The 20,043-nt window shown below is 72.2% G+C and carries 19 protein-coding genes; 15 read left to right on the top strand and 4 right to left on the bottom strand.

Translation table 11 applies throughout. The features are described from left to right. The first annotated feature begins 94 nt into the window (after positions 1-94). From ACZ6CZ_RS28480 to ACZ6CZ_RS28440, 9 genes are all read left to right on the top strand, one after another. Positions 95-700: a riboflavin synthase gene (locus tag ACZ6CZ_RS28480; protein ID WP_469026745.1), complete on the top strand. Its 606-nt coding sequence runs from the start codon at positions 95-97 to the stop codon at positions 698-700. Then, the gene (locus ACZ6CZ_RS28475; protein ID WP_469026744.1) at positions 697-1,338 is read left to right on the top strand and encodes a nicotinamide mononucleotide transporter family protein; all 642 of its coding nucleotides are present in this window, start codon (positions 697-699) and stop codon (positions 1,336-1,338) included. The genes ACZ6CZ_RS28480 and ACZ6CZ_RS28475 overlap by 4 nt, the downstream gene beginning before the upstream one ends. Next, positions 1,335-2,669, top strand: coding sequence for a bifunctional 3,4-dihydroxy-2-butanone-4-phosphate synthase/GTP cyclohydrolase II (locus tag ACZ6CZ_RS28470; RefSeq protein WP_469026741.1), 1,335 nt, complete (start codon positions 1,335-1,337; stop codon positions 2,667-2,669). Before ACZ6CZ_RS28475 ends, ACZ6CZ_RS28470 begins: the two co-directional genes overlap by 4 nt. Positions 2,670-2,690: 21 nt before the next feature. Continuing rightward, positions 2,691-3,176 carry a 6,7-dimethyl-8-ribityllumazine synthase gene (gene ribH / locus ACZ6CZ_RS28465; protein ID WP_469026738.1) on the top strand — a complete coding sequence of 162 codons (486 nt, stop codon included), beginning with the start codon at positions 2,691-2,693 and terminating at the stop codon, positions 3,174-3,176. Between the two features lie 34 nt (positions 3,177-3,210). Continuing rightward, a complete protein-coding gene (locus ACZ6CZ_RS28460; RefSeq protein WP_016434182.1) occupies positions 3,211-3,483 on the top strand; it encodes a phosphoribosyl-ATP diphosphatase in 273 nt (90 codons plus the stop codon). 47 nt (positions 3,484-3,530) lie between these two features. Next, the gene (gene hisG / locus ACZ6CZ_RS28455; protein WP_469026734.1) at positions 3,531-4,379 is read left to right on the top strand and encodes an ATP phosphoribosyltransferase; all 849 of its coding nucleotides are present in this window, start codon (positions 3,531-3,533) and stop codon (positions 4,377-4,379) included. A gap of 14 nt (positions 4,380-4,393) precedes the next feature. Then, a complete protein-coding gene (locus ACZ6CZ_RS28450) occupies positions 4,394-4,864 on the top strand; it encodes a PH domain-containing protein (protein ID WP_469026731.1) in 471 nt (156 codons plus the stop codon). A 217-nt stretch (positions 4,865-5,081) separates the two neighbouring features. Next, a complete protein-coding gene (locus tag ACZ6CZ_RS28445) occupies positions 5,082-6,416 on the top strand; it encodes a hemolysin family protein (RefSeq protein WP_469026729.1) in 1,335 nt (444 codons plus the stop codon). Beyond that, positions 6,413-7,534 (top strand): hemolysin family protein, encoded by a 1,122-nt coding sequence (locus ACZ6CZ_RS28440; protein WP_469026726.1) that lies wholly within the window; start codon positions 6,413-6,415, stop codon positions 7,532-7,534. Before ACZ6CZ_RS28445 ends, ACZ6CZ_RS28440 begins: the two co-directional genes overlap by 4 nt. A 98-nt stretch (positions 7,535-7,632) precedes the next feature. On the opposite strand, the gene ACZ6CZ_RS28435 is transcribed toward ACZ6CZ_RS28440, so the two are convergent. Beyond that, the gene (locus tag ACZ6CZ_RS28435) at positions 7,633-9,498 is read right to left on the bottom strand and encodes an AAA family ATPase (protein WP_469026724.1); all 1,866 of its coding nucleotides are present in this window, start codon (positions 9,496-9,498) and stop codon (positions 7,633-7,635) included. Positions 9,499-9,928: 430 nt separating this feature from the next. Next, a complete protein-coding gene (locus ACZ6CZ_RS28430; protein WP_469026890.1) occupies positions 9,929-10,549 on the bottom strand; it encodes a uridine kinase family protein in 621 nt (206 codons plus the stop codon). A gap of 251 nt (positions 10,550-10,800) precedes the next feature. On the opposite strand from ACZ6CZ_RS28430, the gene ACZ6CZ_RS28425 reads away from it, so the two are divergent. The 5 genes from ACZ6CZ_RS28425 to ACZ6CZ_RS28405 all read left to right on the top strand — a co-directional run bounded on the left by ACZ6CZ_RS28425 (position 10,801) and on the right by ACZ6CZ_RS28405 (position 16,129). Then, positions 10,801-11,757 carry a hypothetical protein gene (locus ACZ6CZ_RS28425; protein ID WP_469026721.1) on the top strand — a complete coding sequence of 319 codons (957 nt, stop codon included), beginning with the start codon at positions 10,801-10,803 and terminating at the stop codon, positions 11,755-11,757. Between the two features lie 47 nt (positions 11,758-11,804). Next, positions 11,805-13,346: an amino acid permease gene (locus ACZ6CZ_RS28420; RefSeq protein ID WP_469026719.1), complete on the top strand. Its 1,542-nt coding sequence runs from the start codon at positions 11,805-11,807 to the stop codon at positions 13,344-13,346. A 321-nt stretch (positions 13,347-13,667) separates the two neighbouring features. After that, a complete protein-coding gene (locus tag ACZ6CZ_RS28415; protein ID WP_469026717.1) occupies positions 13,668-15,035 on the top strand; it encodes a peptidase C39 family protein in 1,368 nt (455 codons plus the stop codon). A gap of 106 nt (positions 15,036-15,141) precedes the next feature. After that, on the top strand, positions 15,142-15,321 hold the full coding sequence (locus ACZ6CZ_RS28410; protein WP_469026715.1) for an SCO1431 family membrane protein: 180 nt from the start codon (positions 15,142-15,144) through the stop codon (positions 15,319-15,321). 148 nt (positions 15,322-15,469) lie between these two features. After that, positions 15,470-16,129: a TetR/AcrR family transcriptional regulator gene (locus tag ACZ6CZ_RS28405; protein WP_469026713.1), complete on the top strand. Its 660-nt coding sequence runs from the start codon at positions 15,470-15,472 to the stop codon at positions 16,127-16,129. 73 nt (positions 16,130-16,202) lie between these two features. On the opposite strand, the gene ACZ6CZ_RS28400 is transcribed toward ACZ6CZ_RS28405, so the two are convergent. Further along, positions 16,203-17,444 (bottom strand): glycoside hydrolase family 18 protein, encoded by a 1,242-nt coding sequence (locus ACZ6CZ_RS28400; RefSeq protein WP_469026711.1) that lies wholly within the window; start codon positions 17,442-17,444, stop codon positions 16,203-16,205. A 331-nt stretch (positions 17,445-17,775) separates the two neighbouring features. Between ACZ6CZ_RS28400 and ACZ6CZ_RS28395 the strand changes: the two genes are divergently transcribed. Further along, positions 17,776-18,948 carry an acyl-CoA dehydrogenase family protein gene (locus ACZ6CZ_RS28395; RefSeq protein ID WP_469026709.1) on the top strand — a complete coding sequence of 391 codons (1,173 nt, stop codon included), beginning with the start codon at positions 17,776-17,778 and terminating at the stop codon, positions 18,946-18,948. Between the two features lie 397 nt (positions 18,949-19,345). Here the strand turns inward: ACZ6CZ_RS28395 and ACZ6CZ_RS28390 are convergent, their stop codons facing one another. Then, on the bottom strand, positions 19,346-19,783 hold the full coding sequence (locus tag ACZ6CZ_RS28390; RefSeq protein ID WP_469026707.1) for a hypothetical protein: 438 nt from the start codon (positions 19,781-19,783) through the stop codon (positions 19,346-19,348). Between the last annotated feature and the right edge of the window lie 260 nt (positions 19,784-20,043).

Raw genomic sequence — 20,043 nt, 5'->3', positions numbered from 1 at the left:
GCTCCGGCGTCGCCCCGGTGTGTTCCACCCGTACCTGCTGTCGTCATCGACAGGCCCCGGAGTCCGTGCCCGAAGAGGCAGGAGGACCCGGGAAGTGTTCACCGGAATCGTCGAAGAGCTGGGTGAGGTCACCGCCGTCGAGAATCTCGGCGACGCCTCCCGCTTCCGGCTCCGCGGCCCCGTCGTGACCGAGGGCGCGCAGCACGGCGACTCCATCGCCGTGAACGGGGTCTGTCTCACCGTCGTCGACCACGCGGACGGCGAGTTCACCGCCGACGTCATGGCCGAGACGCTGAACCGCTCCAGCCTCGGCGCGCTCGGCGTCGGCTCCCGCGTCAACCTGGAGCGCCCCACGGCCCTGGGCGCGCGCCTGGGCGGTCACATCGTGCAGGGGCACGTCGACGGCACCGGCGAGGTGCTGGCGCGCACGCCGTCCGAGAACTGGGAGATCGTGAAGATCTCGCTCCCCGCGGACCTGGCCCGCTACGTCGTCGAGAAGGGCTCCATCACCGTCGACGGCATCAGCCTCACCGTCGTCGAGGCCGGCCCCGACTTCTTCACCGTCAGTCTCATCCCCACCACCCTCGCCCTGACCACGCTCGGCCACAAGCAGCCCGGCGACCCGGTCAACCTCGAGGTCGACGTCATCGCCAAGTACGTGGAGCGGCTGCTCGCGGCCGGACAGGGGGCCGGCCGGTGAACTCGCTCAACTCCGAGGCGTTCGTCCTGTTCGACCAGCACATCCTCTGGTCGGACATGGTCGGCAACATCTTCGGCCTGATCGCCCTCGCGCTCGGCTGGCGGCGCTCCCTGTGGAGCTGGCCCGTGCAGTTCCTGGCCGGTCTCATCCTGTTCGGCGCGTTCTACGGCCATCTGACCGGCAGCGCCGGCAAGCAGGCCGTCGTCATGGCCGTCGCCCTGTACGGCTGGTGGCAGTGGAGCCGCGGCCGGGGCCAGGGCGAGGACGGCCACATCTCCGTCCGGTTCGCCACCTGGCGCGAGCGCGCGGTCATGGTCGCCGCGGCCGCCGCCGGCACCGTCGCCGTCGCCCTCCTCTTCAAGGCCTACCCCAGCCTGTCCTGGGACCCCTGGCCGGACGCCTACATCTTCGTCGGCACCGTCGTCGCCATGTACGCCCAGGCCAAGGGCATGGTCGAGTTCTGGTTCGCCTGGCTGCTCGTCGACCTCGTCGGCGTGCCCCTCAACTTCGCCAACGGCTACGCCTTCTCCGGCTTCGTCTACGTCATCTACGGCGCACTCGTCCTGTGGGGCATGCGCGACTGGTGGCTGCGCTCCCGCAGGAGCCCGCGGCCCACCCTGGAAGGAGCGCCGGCATGAGCACCGCACCCGCCCTGTACAGCACCGACGGCATCGAGGACTTCGCGCTGGACCCCGTCGCCCAGGCCGTCGCGGACATCGCGGCCGGCCGCCCGGTCGTGGTCGTCGACGACGAGGACCGGGAGAACGAGGGCGACCTCGTCGTCGCCGCCGAGAAGGCGACCCCCGAGATCGTCGCCTTCATGATGAGCGAGTGCCGCGGCCTCATCTGCGCCCCCATGGAGGGCCCGGAACTGGACCGGCTGCGGCTGCCGCAGATGGTCGAGGACAACACCGAGTCGATGAAGACCGCGTTCACCGTCTCCGTGGACGCCTCGGCCGCGCACGGCGTGAGCACCGGCATCTCCGCCGCCGACCGCGCCACCACCCTCCAGCTCCTGGCGGGCGGCACCGCCGGACCCGCCGACTTCGTCCGGCCCGGCCACGTCTTCCCGCTGCGCGCCCGGCCCGGCGGCGTCCTGGCCCGTGACGGCCACACCGAGGCCGCCGTCGACCTCGCCCGGCTCGCCGGCCTGCGCCCGGCCGGCGCGATCGTCGAGATCGCCGGCGAGGACGGCCGGATGCTGCGCCTGCCCGAACTGATCCCGTTCGCCCGCAAGCACGGCCTGACGATCATCTCCATCAAGGACCTGATCGCCTACCGCCGCGACAGCGAACCCACCGTCCGCCGCGAGGCCGAGACCCGGCTGCCCACCGCCCACGGCACCTTCACGGCGTACGGCTACCGCTCCACCGTCGACGGCGTCGAGCACATCGCCCTCGTCCACGGCGACCTCGGCGACGGCGCGGACGTCCTGGTCCGGGTGCACTCCGAGTGCCTCACCGGTGACGTGTTCGGCTCCCAGCGCTGCGACTGCGGCCCCCAGCTGGACACCTCCCTGCGGCGCATCCAGGCCGAGGGCCGCGGGGTCGTCGTCTACCTGCGCGGACACGAGGGCCGCGGCATCGGCCTGCTGTCCAAGCTGCGCGCCTACGAACTCCAGGAACGCGGCCACGACACCCTCGACGCCAACCTGGAGCTGGGCCTGCCCGCCGACGCCCGCGACTACGGCGCCGGCGCCCGCATCCTGGCGGACCTCGGCGTGCGCAGCGTGCGGCTGATGACCAACAACCCCGAGAAGAGCGAGGCGCTGCTGCGCCACGGCATCGAGGTCACCCGCCGCGAGCCGATGCCCGTGCAGGCGGGCGAGCACAACCTCCGCTACCTGCGCACCAAGCGGGACCGGATGGGACACGACCTGCCCTGGCTGGACACACCCCCCGGGCCGGCGTCCGCGCCCGGGCCGGCGGCGTCCGTGACCGCCTCCGCGGTCACCTGCGGCAACCAGTAAGCGAAAGCACTTAGGAGAAACGTGAGCGGCAAGGGTGCACCGGAACTGTCCGTACGCAACGCGAGCGACCTCAGGGTCGCCGTCATCGCGGCGCAGTGGCACGAGAAGGTGATGGACGGTCTGGTGAACGGCGCTCTGCGCGCCCTGCACGACCTGGGGATCGACGAGCCGACCCTGATCCGGGTCCCGGGCAGCTTCGAGCTGCCGGTCGCCGCCAAGGTCCTGGCCGGCCGCGGCTACGACGCGGTGGTCGCCCTCGGCGTGGTCATCCGCGGCGGTACCCCCCACTTCGAGTACGTGTGCCAGGGCGTCACCCAGGGGCTGACCCAGGTGTCCGTGGAGACCGGCGTCCCCGTCGGCTTCGGCGTGCTCACCTGCGACACCGAGGAGCAGGCCCTGGACCGCGCCGGGATCGAGGGCTCGAACGAGGACAAGGGGCACGAGGCGGTCACCGCGGCGGTGGCCACCGCGACCACGCTCCGCTCAGTATCCGAACCCTGGCACTGAGGCACCGGCCGGAGCGCGTAGGGTAAGGACCACCATGTCCAAGAAGACGTTCGAGGAGCTGTTCACCGAGCTCCAGCACAAGGCCGCCCACGGCGATCCCGCCACCTCCCGCACCGCGGAGCTGGTCGGCAAAGGGGTCCATGCCATCGGCAAGAAGGTCGTCGAAGAGGCCGCCGAGGTCTGGATGGCCGCCGAGCACGAGGGCAAGGAAGCGGCCGCCGAGGAGATCTCGCAGCTGCTGTACCACGTCCAGGTGATGATGGTCGCCCGCGGCATCTCCCTGGACGACGTCTACGCCCACCTGTAGATCCCGGCCCGCCCCACCCATCCCGCACACCGAAGGAAGCCGACCTCATGCTGCGCATCGCCGTCCCCAACAAGGGTTCCCTGTCCGGCCCTGCGGCGGAGATGCTGCATGAGGCCGGCTACCAGCAGCGCCGCGAGGCCAAGGAACTGCGGATCGTCGACCCGGAGAACGAGGTCGAGTTCTTCTACCTCCGCCCCCGCGACATCGCGATCTACGTCTCCTCCGGCCGCCTCGACATCGGCATCACCGGCCGTGACCTGCTGGTCGACTCCGGCGCCAACGCCGAGGAGATCCTGCCGCTCGGCTTCGCCCGCTCCACCTTCCGCTTCGCCGCGAAGCCCGGCACCGCCACCGGTGTGGCCGACCTCGGCGGCCGGACGGTCGCCACCTCCTACGAGGGCATCGTCGCCAAGCACCTCGCCGACCACGGCGTCGACGCGGCCGTCGTCCACCTCGACGGCGCCGTCGAGACCGCCATCGAGCTGGGCGTCGCCGAGGTCATCGCGGACGTCGTCGAGACCGGCACCTCCCTGCGCAACGCGGGCCTGGAGGTCTTCGGCGAGCCGATCATGACGTCCGAGGCCGTCGTCGTCCGCCGTACCGGAGCCGGCAGCGACGAGCCCAAGGTGCAGCAGTTCCTGCGCCGCCTCCAGGGCGTCCTGGTGGCCCGGACCTACGTGATGATGGACTACGACTGCCGGGTCGAGCAGCTGGAGAAGGCCGTCGCCCTGACCCCGGGGCTCGAGTCCCCGACCGTCTCCCCGCTGCACAACGAGGGCTGGGTCGCCGTCCGTGCCATGGTCCCGGCCAAGGAGGCCCAGCGGATCATGGACGACCTCTACGACATCGGTGCCCGGGCCATCCTGACCACGGCCATCCACGCCTGCCGCCTCTGAGGGACCGCACGCACATGTCCGGTACGTCCGAAACGACGCCGCCACCCCGCCTCCCCGTCACCTTCCGGCCGGGCCACACCAGGGTGATCCTGCTCACCGCCGGTGCCGTCATCTTCCTGGTGATCTCCGGCGTCGCGCTGCTGCTGGAGCAGCTCGGCCCGGGGGACCGGATCACCTTCGTGGTGACCGGTGCGCTGCTGTTCTGGGCGCTGGCCCGCTTCGCCCGGGTGAAGGTGCTCGCCGACGAGAGCGGCGTGACGGTCGTCAACATCGCCCGCCGACACCGGCTGGCCTGGGCGGAAATCATCCAGGTGAACCTCCGCCCGGGTGATCCCTGGGTCTTCCTCGACCTCAGCGACGGCACCAGCCTGGCCGCCCTCGGCATCCAGCCGGGCCTGGCCCGGCAGCGGGCTCTCGCCGACGCGCGCGCCCTGCGGGCCCTGGTCGAGCGGCACGCCGTGCGCGACCCCGAGAACCCTGAGTGAGGAACATCAGGGCCGACCGGGTGACGCCCACCCTGCCGCATCGGGCCATGTCTTGATTAATCTGGAGGCGGAGGTGTTTTCGTTGCGCCTCCGCCCCTGCTGCTCCGCCCGGTGCACAGGGGTTCCTGCTACCCGAGGAGTGACTCCCTCCAGCGATGGACGGATCGTCCTGTAGTACCTGCGCCGCCCCCTTCCCGATCGCGGAGGCGGCGGCCTCATGACCACCTCCCTGCTGCTCCTGGCAGCGGCATTCCTGCTGATCCTCGCCAACGGCTTCTTCGTCGCGGCGGAGTTCGGCCTGGTGACGGTCGACCGCCCGGACGCCGAGCGGGCCGCCGCCGAGGGCGACAAGCGCGCCCGTACGGTCGTCGAGTCGCTCAAGGAGCTGTCCTTCCAGCTCTCCGGCACCCAGCTGGGCATCACCATCACCTCCCTGGTCGTCGGCATGCTCGCCGAACCGGCCCTCGCCCAGCTGCTGCGCGGCCCCTTCACCGCGATCGGCGTCCCCCCGGGCGCCGTCTCCGGCGTCGCCGTGGTCGTCGGCATGCTGCTCGCCTCCGCCGTCCAGATGGTCATCGGCGAGCTGGTGCCGAAGAACTGGGCGGTGTCCAAGCCGCTCCAGGTGGCGCGGTTCGTCGCCGGTCCCCAGCACCGCTTCGCCCTGCTGTTCCGCCCGGTGATCGCCGCCCTCAACACGGTCGCCAACCGGCTGGTGCGGGCCCTGGGCGTCGAGCCCGCCGAGGAGCTGGCCTCCGCCCGCACCCCCGGCGAACTCGTCTCCCTCGCCCGGCACTCCGCCCAGGCCGGCGCGCTGGAACAGGACACCGCCGACCTCTTCGTACGGACTCTGTCGCTCGGCGAGCTGACCGCGCAGCACGTGATGACCCCGCGGGTGAAGGTCAGCGCGCTGCAGTCGTCGGCCACCGCCGAGGACGTCGTCAACCTCACCCGGGCCACCGGCCTGTCCCGCTTCCCGGTCTACCGGGAGAAGATCGACGAGATCGTCGGCATGGCCCACCTCAAGGACGCCCTCGCCGTCCCGGTGCGCGACCGGCTGCGCACCCCCGTCGGCCGCATCGCCCGGCCCGCCCTGCTGGTGCCCGAGACGCTCCCGGTCCAGCCGCTGCTGGCCCGGCTGCGCAGCGAGCAGCCCATCGCCGTCGTCGTCGACGAGTACGGCGGCACCGCCGGCGTGGTCACCCTGGAGGACATCGTCGAGGAACTCGTCGGCGAGGTCCGCGACGAGCACGACGGCCAGCTGGTGCCGGAGCTGGCCGCCGCCCCGCCCGAGGACGGCAGGCCCGCCTGGGACGCCGACGGCAGCTGCCGGGTCGACGTCCTGCTGCGCATCGGCCTCGACGTGCCCGAGGGGCCGTACGAGACCGTGGCCGGGCTGGTCGCCGACCTGCTCGGCCGCATTCCGGCCCCCGGCGACAAGGCCGAGCTGCCCGGGTGGCGGCTCTCCGTGCGCCGGGTCGGCCACTACCGCGCCGAGCGGGTCCGCCTGGTGCGCACGGTGCCCGCGGTGAACGTCATGGAGGCCGCCCGATGAGCGTCGTCCAACTCCTCTTCGCCGCGCTGCTGGTCCTGGCGAACGGCTTCTTCGTCGGCGCCGAGTTCGCGCTGGTCTCGGTGCGCCGCAGCCAGATCGAACCGCTCGGCACCACCCGGGCCCGCCAGGTCCTGCACGGTCTGGAGCGGCTGCCGCAGATGATGGCCGCCGCCCAGTTCGGCATCACGGTCTGCTCGCTCACGCTGGGCGCCGTCGCCGAGCCGACGGTGGCCCGGCTGCTGGAGCCGGTCTTCGCGTGGGTCCACGTGCCGCACGGGGTGATCCACCCCCTGGGCTATGTCATCGCCCTGGCGGCCGTGGTCTTCTTCCATCTGGTCATCGGTGAGATGGTGCCGAAGAACCTGGCGATGGCGGCCCCCGAGAAGGCCGCGCTGTGGCTCGCCCCGGGGCTGGTCGCCTTCGCCCGTGTGTGCCGGCCGATCACCGTGGGCCTCGGCGCCTGCGCCCGGGCCGTCCTGCGGCTGTTCGGCGTCGAGCCCAGGGACGAGGTCGAGGCCGTCTTCACCAGCGAGCAGCTCAACCGCCTGGTGGAGGACTCCGGCCAGGCCGGCCTCCTCGACCCCGAGGAGCAGGAGCGGCTGGAGGACGCGCTGGAGCTGGGTTCCCGCCCTGTCACCGACGTCCTGCTCAAGCGCGAGTCGTTGGTGACGGTGGCTCCCTCGGTCACCCCGGGACAGATCGTCGAGCTGACGGCCCGCACCGGCTACTCCCGCTTCCCGGTCGCCGCGGAGACCGGCGCCTTCATGGGCTACGTCCACGTCAAGGACGTGCTGGACCTGGAGGACTCGCAGCGCGCGGTGCCGCAGCAGGTGTGGCGCCCGATGACCACCCTGCGTGCGGAGCTGCCGCTCGACGACGCGCTGACCGTGATGCGCCGGGCCGCGACCCACCTGGCCCAGGTCGCCGACGCCTCCGGCCGGGTGCTCGGCCTGGTGGCGCTGGAGGACGTCCTGGAGCTGCTGGTGGGCGAGGTCCGCGACCCCGCGCACCGGGAGAACCCCGAGGAGGCCGAGGGCGGCGAGGACTCCGCAGCCGCCGTGGCCCGGGTGTCGGAACCCCGGGTGAGCGGGGAGCCGGAGGAGGCGCTGGCCGGCTGAGCCGCTTCCGGCCGGCCGGGCCCGTCCCGGTCGGCCGGCGGAGCCGGTACCGGTGGGCGGCGGGACCGCGGTTCCGGCCGGCGGGGTCGGGGGAGGTGTCACATCGCCGGCGGGTCCTGCGGTCCGCGCCCCGACAGCACCTCGCCGTACGCCTGCATCAGATCCGGCAGCCGCAGCGTCGCCAGGTCGTCGCGGGTGAGCGCCCCCGGGTAGGCCGACAGCCGCAGGTCCCGGTACGCGCAGCTCTTCTCGTACAGCGTGCGCAGGAACCGGCCGTTGCCCAGCTCGTCGATCCACCCCTGCTCGACCACGTGCCCGGCGATGGAACGCAGCTCCTCCAGCGTCTCCTCGTCCCACGCGTCCCCGTTCTCCGCGGCCAGCACCTCGCCGATGGCGGTCAGCTCCAGGGGCCGGTAGGACGGGAAGTCGACCCGGGTGGTGAAGCGGGAGGACAGGCCCGGGTTGGCGGCGAGCAGCCGGTCCATGCCCTCCGGGTAGCCGGCCAGGATCACCACCAGGTGGTCCCGGTTGTCCTCGGCCCGCTTCAGCAGCACCTGCAACGCCTCGTCGCCGTACGCGTCGCCCTTGCCGTAGCCCGAGTTGGACAGCGAGTAGGCCTCGTCCACGAAGAGCACGCCGCCGATCGCGGAGTCGATCAGCTCGTTGGCCTTCACGGCCGTCTGCCCCAGGTACTCGCCGACCAGATCGGCACGCTGGGCCTCCACCAGGTGGTCGCCGCCGAGGAGCCCGAGGGCGTAGAAGACCCGGCCCAGGATGCGCGCGACGGTGGTCTTGCCGGTGCCGGAGGGCCCGGAGAAGACGAAGTGCCGCTTCGGCGGCTGCACCGGCAGGCCCTGCCCGGCCCGCAGCCGCGCCATGTTCAGCTGCGCGGACAGCGCCTTGACCTGCCGCTTCACCGGCTCCAGACCGACCATCCGCTCGAGTTCGGCGAGCGCCTCCTCCAGCAGGGCGGGATCGGTGGGCCCGGTGGGCAGCGGCGTGGACGCCGCGACGGTCCGGTAGCGCACCGCGGGGTCGGCCGCCGGGGAGAGGGGACCGGCCGACGGCGGCTCTGCGTCGGGGAAGCGCAGGTCGCGCCCCTCGGTGCCGAACAGCGGATCGAGCAGGTCCGGGCCGTCCACCATGTCCTGGCCGGTGCCGGTGAGGGTGATCGCCGCGAAACCGGCCGCGTCCTCGTAGCCGTCGCCCTCGGCGATCGCGGCGAGCCGGGCGGAGGTGTCCATGAAGGCGGGGTCCACCCGGTGCACCGCCCGGTACAGGGGGAGGGCGGCCGCCGACCGGCCGGTGCCCTCGTGCGCCCGGGCCAGCCAGTACCGCAGCTCCTTGCGCTGCGGCTGCTCGCTGCGGCAGCGCATCAGGGCCGCCGAGAGCAGCGGCTCGGCCTGCCCGTACATCTCCAGGCGGACCCGGGCCATCCCGCCGAACAGTCCCGCCTCGATGCCGAGCAGGGCGTCGTCGAGCAGGGAGTCGGTGTGCCGCACCAGCTGCTCCCAGTCCTTGACCAGATAGGCGCGGCAGGCGTGCAGGAAGCGGACCTGCGGGTCGGTGTCCACCGGCGGCAGGCCGGCCAGCGCCCGGTCCAGCTCCGGGACGTGCCGCCCGTCCAGCCAGTGCGAGGCGTGGGCGAGCAGCAGATCGCGCGGGCTCTCCAGCACCGGCTGCACCCACCAGCCCAGCCAGTACCAGGAGTTGAGGGTGCGGCGGTGCCGGGTGCGCTGCTCGCCGAAGCGGTCCCGGTGGCGGAACATGCGCAGCAGCGCGGTGGTGGTGTCGACGCGTAACGCGTGCAGTCCGAGCCAGCCGTCGGCCATGCCGGGATCCATCCGCACCGCGGCGCGGAACTCCTCCTCGGCCTGCGGATAGGCGCCCATCGTGTAGGCGTCCACACCTCGCAGCCAGGCGAGGTCGGCCGGGGCCTCGTGGCCCCGCGTGCCGAAGTCCATCACGTCCCCCACAAACCGTGCCCCCGTCGGTTGACCACCGGGCCTTCGCCGGTGGCCGCCTTGGTCGAACCGCTGTGCCGCGGACCGGAGTTGCAGGTGCGCGAAGCAGTCGTTCGAAGGTCGCACCGTGGGCATCGTACCTGCGGGGACACCGCCCGCCGTAGGGTGCCGCACAGGCCGTTCGGCGCGGTGGTAGCGGGCGGCGCGCACCCCGAGCGGTGACCGTGGGTGAGCGGATCGGCGCTTGCGGCGGCCGGGAAACCGGCCGCGGGCAGAACGAAGCCCCCGGTCACGGGGGAACAACCGGGGGCTTCGCGTCTGCGGGCGGCCTCGAACGACCGCACATTGAGAACGTAAGACCTGCCCGGCCCCCGGGTCAAGCACAGGTGGGGGCGCTCGTGCGAGTTGCCCCCACGCGATCTTCACACCTTCACCACACAGCGGGCGGGCCGTCACACTCGGTGACGGAAGAGCCGGTTCCGCCGGTCGTCGCGGGTCCCGGCAGCACCTCGTACCCCTGCGGAGACCGCAGCACCAGCAGATCGGCGTACGGCCGTGAGGGGTCGGCGGCGAAGTGCCGCCGTTCCTCCCGGACCCATCCGGCCCAGAACTCCCGCTGCCTCTCCCCGTCCCGCGCCCGCCCCCGCGCCCAGGACTCCTCCCTCGGCACCTCCATCCACAGCAGCCGCGCCAGATGCGGGCGCAGCGCGCGGCGGCCGGCGCCCACGCCCTCCAGCAGGACCACCGGCGCGGACGGCAGCTCGCGGGGCGGGCCGAAGCGCCGGGCGGACCAGTCGTAGGGCTCGTAGTGCGCGCTCCCGCCCCGCCGCAGCGGCTCGATCACCTGGCCGAGCAGCCGCCCGGTCCAGTCGAAGGGCCGGGCGTGGCTGGCGATGTCGTCCAGGTGCAGCACGGGCGCCCCGCCCAGGGCGGCGGCCAGCCGTGCGGCGAACGTCGACTTGCCCGAGCCGGCGTGCCCGTCGACACCGATCAGCCGGACGGGGCCCAGGGACGGGGGGAGGCCGCGCAGCGCGCCGGCGAGGTCGTGAATGGCGATTCCTGAGGTGTGGTGCGGTGTGGGGTGTTTTCCGGAAACATTCTAGTAGCGGCCCGCCGGGCCCGGCGGGTGGGGCCCAGAAAACGTCACGTCTTGAACTACCGGCGGGTCCACGGGCAATCGCCCGCATTGAGTTCCGAATCGGCTGACCGATATGTCGAAATCGACGTTCCCGCTGTGCCTCCGGCTGAGTAAGGTGCCTCCTGCGCACCTGCGACGCGCGCCACGGGGACGGACAGGGGAACATGGCCACGGAATTATTCGAGGGGCACTATGTGTGGCACCCGGCGGCCGACGACCGCGTCCTCGCGCGGGTATGCGTCGATGTGCGCGCCGGACGTTATCTGACCGCGTCCGAGGCCCTGGCCCAGACCCGTGCCGACTTCGCGCTGCGCGCCCACCGCTCACTGGTCATCGCCTCCGAGGCCGCCGACACCGACCTGGTCGAACGCTGGCTGGCCGAGGAGCCCACCGCCGAGGCGACCCTGATGTGGGCGCGGGTGGCGGTGCAGCGGGCGGTGCGGGCCGCCGACGCCCGTGACGAGCGGGCCGAGGCACTGGAGCGGATAGCGCTGGCGGCCTGCGACCGGGCGGCCGAGATGGCCCCGGCCGACCCCACCCCCTGGGTCGCCAAGCTGGCCATGGCCCGGCTGCACCGGCTGCGCGACCCCGCCCCCGCCGGGCTGCTCACCGCCCCGCCCGGCCCCTGGCGGCTGTTCGCGCACATCCTGTCCCTCGACCCCTGGCACCGCGAGGCCCACCACCGCTTCCTGTCCTGCTTCTTCAGCCGGTACGGCGGTTCGGTCAACGCGGCCTGGGACGTGGCCGCCTTCCTCAGCCAGCGCGCCCCCGCCGACTCGGCCCTGCGGCTGCTGCCCCTGGTCGCGCTGGTGGAGAGCTACAACCCCGGCCAGCTGCTGGCCGACCGCGTCTGGGAGCAGCCGCAGTGGCGCTCCACGGCCCTGGCGATCTACCACAACTGGCTGCCCACGGTGACCGGTTACCGCTTCACCCCGGTGCTGGACCTGGCCTACCTCGGGCACGCGCTGGTCATGGCCCAGCGCGAGTTCGAGGCCCGGGCGGTGTTCGCGGCGATGGGACCGTACGCCTCGCGCATGCCCTGGAGCGTCTTCGGCGACCCCGAGGAGCAGCTCTCCCGGGCCCGGCGCGCCTGCGGACTGCCCGTGCCGGGACCCGCCTGACCGAAGTTCGTCCCCCGCTCGTCCCCAACCGAGAGAAAGGTCGATCAGTGTCGGAACGGATTTCGACTCCCCGGGCCGCGGCCCGCCGAGGAGACGACCCGGTCGTGCTCGACGACGACGCCACCCTGCACGCGATGGGTTATCCGCGGAAACTGACCCGTCGTTTCAAGGCGTTCGACAATTTCGCGATCTCCTTCACCATCATCAATATCCTTTCAGGTATCTTCTCGTCCTTCGGATACGGTATGAACGCGGGCGGGCCGCGCATTCTCGTGTTCGGCTGGATAGGCGTCTCCGTCATGGTGCTGCTCATCGGCGCGGCCATGGCGGAAGTCGCTTCGGCCTATCCGACGAGCGGTGCCCTGTATTTCTCCGCCGGAAAGCTGGCCAAGCGGCACAAGGGCGCCTGGTCCTGGTACACGGGATGGCTGAACTTCGTCGGCCAGATCGGCGGCACCGCGGCCACCGGATACGCGGCCGCCACCTTCATCCAGGCCTTCATCGCCCTCCAGTGGTCCTCCTACCAGCCGACCGCGCACCAGACGGTGCTGATCACCGCGCTGATCATCGTGCTCCAGGGGCTCGCCAACACCTTCACGGTCCAGCTGGTCGCGCTGCTGAACCGGATATCCGTGTGGTGGCTGATCATCGGACTCGTGGTGATCGTGAGCACACTGATCGTGATGCCCGATCATCATCAGTCGGCGTCCTTCGTGACGCATTTCGTGAACAACACCGGCTTCAGCAACGGCCTTTACGGCGGCATGCTCGGCCTGCTGGTCACCAGCTGGACCTTCACCGGGTTCGACGGCAGCTTCCACATGTCCGAGGAAACGGTCCAGGCGACGGTCAACGCCCCCAAGGGGATCACCCGGGCGATCGGCTATTCGGCGCTCACCGGCCTGATCCTGATGCTCGCACTGGTCTACAGCATTAGCGACTACGCCAAGGTGGCCGGTTCTTCCGCACCGCCCGTCCAGATTCTCATCGACGGCCTGGGCCTGGGCGCCGCCAAGGTGATGCTGCTGATCGTGATCGGCGCGATGCTCTTCTGCGGTCTCGCCAACCTCACCAGCAACACCCGGCAGATCTTCGCCTTCTCCCGGGACGGCGCCATGCCCGGCTCCCGGTGGTGGCACTCGGTCTCGTCGCGCACCCGCACCCCGGTCAAGGCCGTGTGGCTCGCCGTGGGCTGCTCCCTGGCGCTGGTCGTGCCCGGCTGGTGGTCGCACACCGCGTTCACCGCGATCGTCAGCGTCAACGTCGTCGGCCTCTTCCTCGCCTACGCGGTGCCGATCTTCCTGCGGCTGCGGCTGGGCTCCCGGTTCGAGCCGGGACCCTGGCACCTGGGCCGCTGGAGCAGGCCGGTGGGCTGGCTGGCGGTGGTCTGGATCCTGCTCAGCAGCGTGCTGTTCATGCTGCCGCAGGCCTCGCCGATCACCGTCGACTCCTTCAACTACGCCCCGATCGCCCTGGCCGTCGTCCTCGCCGTGGCCACGGTGTGGTGGTTCGCCACCGCCCGCCGCCGCTTCCAGGGTCCGGTCAGCTACGGCCGCCCCGACGAGGTCGCCGCGATGGACCTCATCTGACCGACCCCGACCCACCCGGACCCGCCCCCGACGCGCCCTGGGCCCGCCCTGGGCCCGCCCGGTCCCAGGGCGTCCGGCCACGGCCCCCGGCCCCGGCGTCCCGCGTCCCGTACGCGCGGACACCGGGGCCGCGCCGCGTCCGGAGGAGGACCTCCTCCGCCGGCCTTGCGGCGGTCTTCCGGGGTCCTTCCAGAGGACGAGACCAATATTCCTGGCGTGGCATGGGCCGAAGTGCTGGCAGGGGCATGCCCCCTGCTTCATAGTTGGCGCACACCGTGCACCGCACCAGCCCCGACTCGGACACCTGGGGGTCTCGCGCCCATGAGCCAAGCCGAACAGCCGTCCCGCCGAACTGTCCTGGCGGCCGCCCTGGCCGCCGCGGTGGCCGCAGGAACGGCCGCCCCGGCGGCCGCCGCAGCGCCCGCGGCCGCCGCCGAAGACTCCCGCCGGGCCCCGGCCCGCCCGGTCGACAACCACGCCTGGACCACGTACCAGGACTGGCGCGCCGGCACCGCCCAGGGCGCGCGGGCCGTCGCCGGGGCCCGCCCCGGCGTCGAGATCGGCGCCCCGGTGGGCAGCACCGACTACCTCGACCCGCACACCGGCACGACCGCCCCCTGGGAGTACGCCACCTGGACCTCCCCGCGGCACCGGCTGAGCGTGCCCGCCACCGAGGCCGTGGCGCACTGGAACGCGCACACCCCGGCGGGCACCTGGCTCCAGGTCGAACTGCGCGGCACCTACTCCGACGGCAGCGACACCCCCTGGTACGTGATGGGCCGCTGGGCGGCCGGCGACCAGGACATCAAGCGGACCTCGGTGGACGACCAGAGCGACGGCCGCAGCAGCATCTGGACCGACACCTTCGCCATCGACGACGCCTCCACCGGACTGCGCCTGGCGTCCTACCGGCTGCGGCTGACGCTCTACCGCAGGCCGGGCACCACGCTCACCCCGACCGTCTGGCGGCTCGGCGCCATGGGCTCCGACGTCCCCGACCGCTTCACCGTCCCGGCCTCCACGCCCGGCCTGGCCCAGGAACTGGCCGTGCCGCGCTACTCGCAGGAGATCCACAAGGGGCAGTACCCGGAGTACGACAACGGCGGCGAGGCCTGGTGCAGCCCCACCTCCTCGCAGATGATCATCGAGTACTGGGGCGGCCGGCTCACCCCCGCGCAGCTGTCCTGGGTCGACCCGGCCTACGCCGACCCGCAGGTGTGCCACGCGGCCCGGTCCACCTACGACCACCAGTACGCGGGCTGCGGCAACTGGCCGTTCAACGCCGCCTACGCGGCCACCTTCCCGGACCTCCAGGGCGTGGTCACCCGGCTGGGCTCGCTCACCGACCTGGAGACGCTGATCGCGGCCGGCATCCCGGCCATAACGTCCCAGTCGTTCCTCAAGACCGAGCTGACCGGCGCCGGCTACGGCACCTCCGGCCACCTGATGACGGTGATCGGCTTCACCGCCGAGGGCGACGTCATCGCCAACGACCCGGCCTCCCCGAGCGACGACGCGGTGCGGCGGGTGTACGCGCGCCGGGAGTTCGAGAACATCTGGCTGCGGACCAAGCGGTACAACGCCTCCGGGACGGTCGTCTCGGGCACCGGAGGCGTCTGCTACCTCTACTTCCCCGCGCACCCCACCGCGCACCAGCGCAAGGCCCTCGACGCGGTGGGCGTCCGCTGAGCCGGCCCGGCTGTGAGCAAGGTCTCCGCCCTCCCGGGCCCTCGTCGATGGCAAGGTGGACGGGTGGGGGGAGACCACTCCAGCCGGCAGACCTCAGCGAGACACCATGACCGCACACGCAGCCACCGCCACTCCTACCGCCCACGCCCGCACCGTCCCGGACCGCGCCGCCCGCGCCCGCACCGGCGGCCCGCAGGACGACGGCTCCAGGTTCGCCGAGCACGTCCTGGGCTGGGTCCTTGTGGTGGTGACCGCCATGCTGGTCACCCAGCTGGGACTGCTCTAGCGGGTCCCTGGGGCCGCCGCGCGCCTTCCCGGCACCCGCCGGGGGAGCGCGGGGCGGGCCGGCGGCCGCGAGGCGCTCGCCGGGAGCCGCTCCGGCGGGCTCTGGCATACTGCGGATGTCCCGCCCCCGCCCGAGACCAGGGTGTGAATTGAATATCAGTCAGCAGCGTGCCGCCGCCCCTCCCCGGGTGCGCGGCACCGAGCGCTCTGCGACCCGTCGCGCCGAACTCATCGCCATCGGGCGGAAGTTGTTCGCCGACACGTCCTACGACGCACTGTCCATGGACGACATCGCCAAGCAGGCGGGGGTCGCCAAGGGACTGATCTACTACTACTTCCAGTCCAAGCGCGGCTACTACCTGGCGATCATCCACGACTCCGTCGCCGACCTGGTCGCCTTCGCCGCGAGCGGTCTGGAACTGCCCGCCGTGGACCGGGTCCACCGCACCGTCGACAGCTATCTGCGCTACGCCGAGCACCACCAGGCCGCCTACCGCACCATCGTCAGCGGCGGCGTCGGCTTCGACGCCGAGGTGCACGCCGTCCGGGACGGGGTGCGCGAGGCCATCGTCGCCACCATCGCCGAGGGCGCCTACGGCCGCAGCGACATCGCCCCGCTGGCCCGGATGGGCCTGCTGGCCTGGGTGTGCAGCGTGGAGGGCGCCACCCTGGACTGGATGGACCGCCCCGCGCTCTCCCGCGACCGCATGCGCGAGCTGCTGGTGCGGACCCTCGGCGGAGCCCTGCGCGCCATCGAGGACATGGACCCGGCCTACCCCGCCCCGCTGCCCGCCCGCCGGGAGGCGTGACGCACGGGAGCGGGGGCTCGTGGTCCCCCGCTCCCGCGTCCCTCCGGCCGGGCCGTCGCCCGCCGGGCACCTGTTAGTTGATGGCCTTGATCAGCTCACCGTTCGAGGTGTCCCCGCTCAGCTCCCAGAAGAAGGTGCCGCCGAGGCCCTGCTGGTTCTTGTACGTCATCTTCGTCGCGATGGTGGCGGGGGTGTCGTAACTCCACCAGTCGCTGCCGCACTTGGCGTAGGCGGTGCCGCCCACGGTGCCGGTGGCCGGGCACTTGGTCTTCAGCACCTTGTAGTCGTCGATGCCCTGCTCGTACGTTCCCGCCGCCGGGCCGGTCGCCGTGCCGCCCGGTGCCGCCTGGGTGACCCCGGTCCAGCCGCGGCCGTAGAAGCCGATGCCCAGCAGCAGCTTCGAGGACGGGACGCCGAGGCCCTTCAGCCTGGCGATGGTCGCCGAGGTGGTGTAACCCTCCTTCGGGATGCCGGAGTAGGAGGTCAGCGGCGAGTGCGGGGCCGTCGGGCCCTTGGCGTCCCAGGCGCCGAAGTAGTCGTACGTCATCGGGTTGTACCAGTCGACGTACTGGGCGGCGCCCGCGTAGTCCGCCGCGTCGATCTTGCCGCCGCTGGTGGCGTCGGCGGTGATGGCCGCGGTGACCAGGTTGCCGGAGCCGAACTTCGAGCGCAGGGCGGCCATCACCGTGCGGAAGGCGTCCCGGCCGCTGGTGTCGCAGGTGTTGCCGCAGGCGTTCGGGTACTCCCAGTCGATGTCGATGCCGTCGAAGACGCCCGCCCACTTGGAGTTCTTGACCAGGTCGTAGCAGGACTGGGCGAAGGCGGCCGGGTTCTTCGCGGCCTCGCCGAAGCCGCTGGACCAGGTCCAGCCGCCGAAGGACCACAGCACCTTCAGCCCCGGGTGCTTCTTCTTCAGCTTCAGCAGCTGGTTGAAGTTGCCGCGCAGCGGCTGGTCCCAGGTGTCGGCGACGCCGTCCACCGACTCGGCGGCGGTGTGGGCGCGGTCGGTGGCGGCGTAGGAGTCGCCCATCGCGCACTTGCCGCCGGTGACGTTGCCGAAGGCGTAGTTGATGTGGGTGAGCCTGGCCGCCGAACCGGACGTCTCGATGTTCTTGACGAGGTACTTGCGGTCGTAGACGCCCCATTCGGTGAAGTAGCCGACCACCTTGGAGCCGGCGCTGAGCTGCTGGGCCCGGGCGGCCGGCGGGGCGGCCGCGGTGGCGGTGCCCGCGCCGGCCAGCAGCCCGGCGCCGAGGGCGGCGCAACACGCGGCGGACAGCAGCGCCCGGAAGCGGGAGCGGGGAGAGAAGTGCATCGGGTGTCTCCTCGTGGGGGGAGGGGAACGCGCGCGGATTGGCATGAACGCATTCAAGCCGTGGTTCGAGAGGTTAGGAGGACTAGACCACTCGGGTCAATGGTTCGGACCAATGCGCAGGGGTCGGAATTGAGGGGTGGAATCTTCAAGTGAGCGGTCGTTAACTGGTGACGGGAGGGTGTGGATCGGGCATACTCACTGCGCAGCCGCTGGTCAGCCGCCTCCCGAGACCCGGGAAAGCCCGCCTCGGCCGCACCGGAACGTTGTGGCGGAGCCGCCCCACCCAAGGCGCACATCCGCCGATGTGCCCGACAGGGAGGAGACCGACGCCATGTCCGACCGCGACCCGCAGCCGGTGGAGCGTCAACTGCCCACGGAAGAGGCGAGAGATCTGATCTCGCTCGTCCGTGAGATCGCACAGCGCGAGATCGCGCCGAAGGCGGCCGAGGAGGAGGACGCCGGACGCTTCCCCCGCGAGGTCTTCCGCCTGCTCTCCGCCTCCGGCCTGCTCGGCCTGCCCTACGACTCCGAGCACGGCGGCGGTGACCAGCCCTACGAGGTCTACCTCCAGGTGCTGGAGGAGCTGGCCGCGGCCCGCCTCACCGTCGGCCTCGGCGTCAGCGTGCACACCCTCGCCTCCTACGCACTGGCCGCCTACGGCACCAAGCAGCAGCAGGTCGAGCACCTGCCCGCCATGCTCGGCGGCGGTCTGCTCGGCGCGTACTGCCTCTCGGAGCCGTCCTCCGGTTCCGACGCGGCCTCCCTGCGCACCCGCGCGGTGCGGGACGGCGACGACTGGGTCGTCACCGGCAGCAAGGCCTGGATCACCCACGGCGGAATAGCGGACTTCTACACCGTCATGGCCCGCACCGGCGAGGAGGGCCCGCGCGGGATCACCGCCTTCCTGGTGCCCGGCGACGCGCCGGGCCTGAGCGCCGCCGCGCCCGAGCGGAAGATGGGCATGAAGGGCTCACCGACCGCCCAGGTCCACTTCGACGGCGTACGGGTGCCCGACGAGCGGCGCCTCGGCGAGGTGGGGCAGGGCTTCGCCATCGCCCTGTCCGCGCTGGACTCCGGGCGGCTGGGCATCGCGGCCTGCGCCATGGGCCTGGCCCAGGCGGCACTGGACGAGGCGGTGGCCTACGCGACCGGGCGCCGGCAGTTCGGCCGGCCCATCTCCGACTTCCAGGGCCTGCGCTTCATGATCGCCGACATGGCGACGCAGATCGAGGCCGGGCGCGCCCTCTACCTCGCGGCCGCACGGCTGCGCGACGCCGGGCTGCCGTTCGCCAAGCAGGCGGCGATGGCGAAGCTGCACTGCACCGACACCGCCATGAAGGTCACCACCGACGCCGTGCAGATACTCGGTGGCTACGGCTACACCGCGGACTTCCCGGTCGAGCGCTACATGCGCGAGGCGAAGGTGCTGCAGATCGTCGAGGGGACCAACCAGATCCAGCGGATGGTCATCGCCCGTCACGTGGCGGGCCCAGAGGGTCGCTGAACTGGCCCAGGACGGCCGCCGGGGCCGCCAGCCTGACCCACTCCGGGTCGTGGCGGCCCGGCAGCGTCCGGCCCCGGTCGGCCCAGGCGCGCATCATCGCGCGGTAGATCGGGGGGTCCTGCGGCTGCGGGGGCGGCGGGGCCGATGTCGCGGGAGGCGGGACGAAGAGGCGGCGCTGACGCCCGGTCGCCGAGTACATGGTGGCCATACCAGGGCAACGCGACGACGGCCCGGCAGGTCACCGTCCGGCCGAATCGAGCGTGCGTTCACGGACGTCGCGCCGGAACCGGACGCACCACCCGGACCCGGATCCCTGGCGCCGGGCGCACCGGACCCGCACCACGGCAGCGTGCACAGGCCGTGGTGCGGGGCGGCTGCGGGGATGCGGCGAGGCGGCTCAGGCGGCCTGGCGGCGCATCGCCGGCACGCGCATCGGGCGGGAGCCCGGGCCGCCGACGTGCGAGAAGGGCTGCGTGCGCCAGTCGAGTCCCTGGGGGAGCGTGAGCAGCAGGGCCGTGTCCTGCTCCTGCGGCTCGACGGACTCGTCGGCGGGCCGGGCGTCGGCCGCGGCGCGGCCCGTACCGGCACAGACCGTGAGCCCGAACGGGTTCCACGGCGAGGCGCACAGCGCGTGCTCCGGCAGGACCTCCTCGTCCGCCAGCAGCGCGATCGGCTGTGCGCAGTCCGGGCAGATCACCCGGTACATCTCGAAGGTGTCGTAGGCGTCCAGCTCCTCGGCCTCGAAGGCGTCGGGTTCGACGCCCTCCGGCTCGGGCTCGACGACCGGCTGCTGCCGCTTGGACGTGGAACGACCAGGGCGCTTCATACTCTGCATGGGATTCTCCCCCTTGAACTGGGCCGGGACGGCACTGCGGCCTCGACCACAGCAAGCACTTCCCGCCCGGTCCGGGGGGTAATCACGAGAACATCACGGAGCGCGTCCGTGTGATGTGGCGTTCGTCACATGCGGGGTGCGGGTGCCCGGTGCGGTCGGTTTGTCCCCCGGCGGGCCGCGGGTGATCCCCCGTCACATCACGAACCGGGCATGACCTGGAATGCCGAGGTATCGGAGGAGGTCAGGCGCACTGTAGGTTT

The sequence above is a fragment of the Streptomyces sp. NPDC041135 genome, assembly GCF_055592085.1.
Note: the sequence above shows the minus strand (reverse complement) of the source record. Positions and strands in the feature narration are given on the sequence as shown.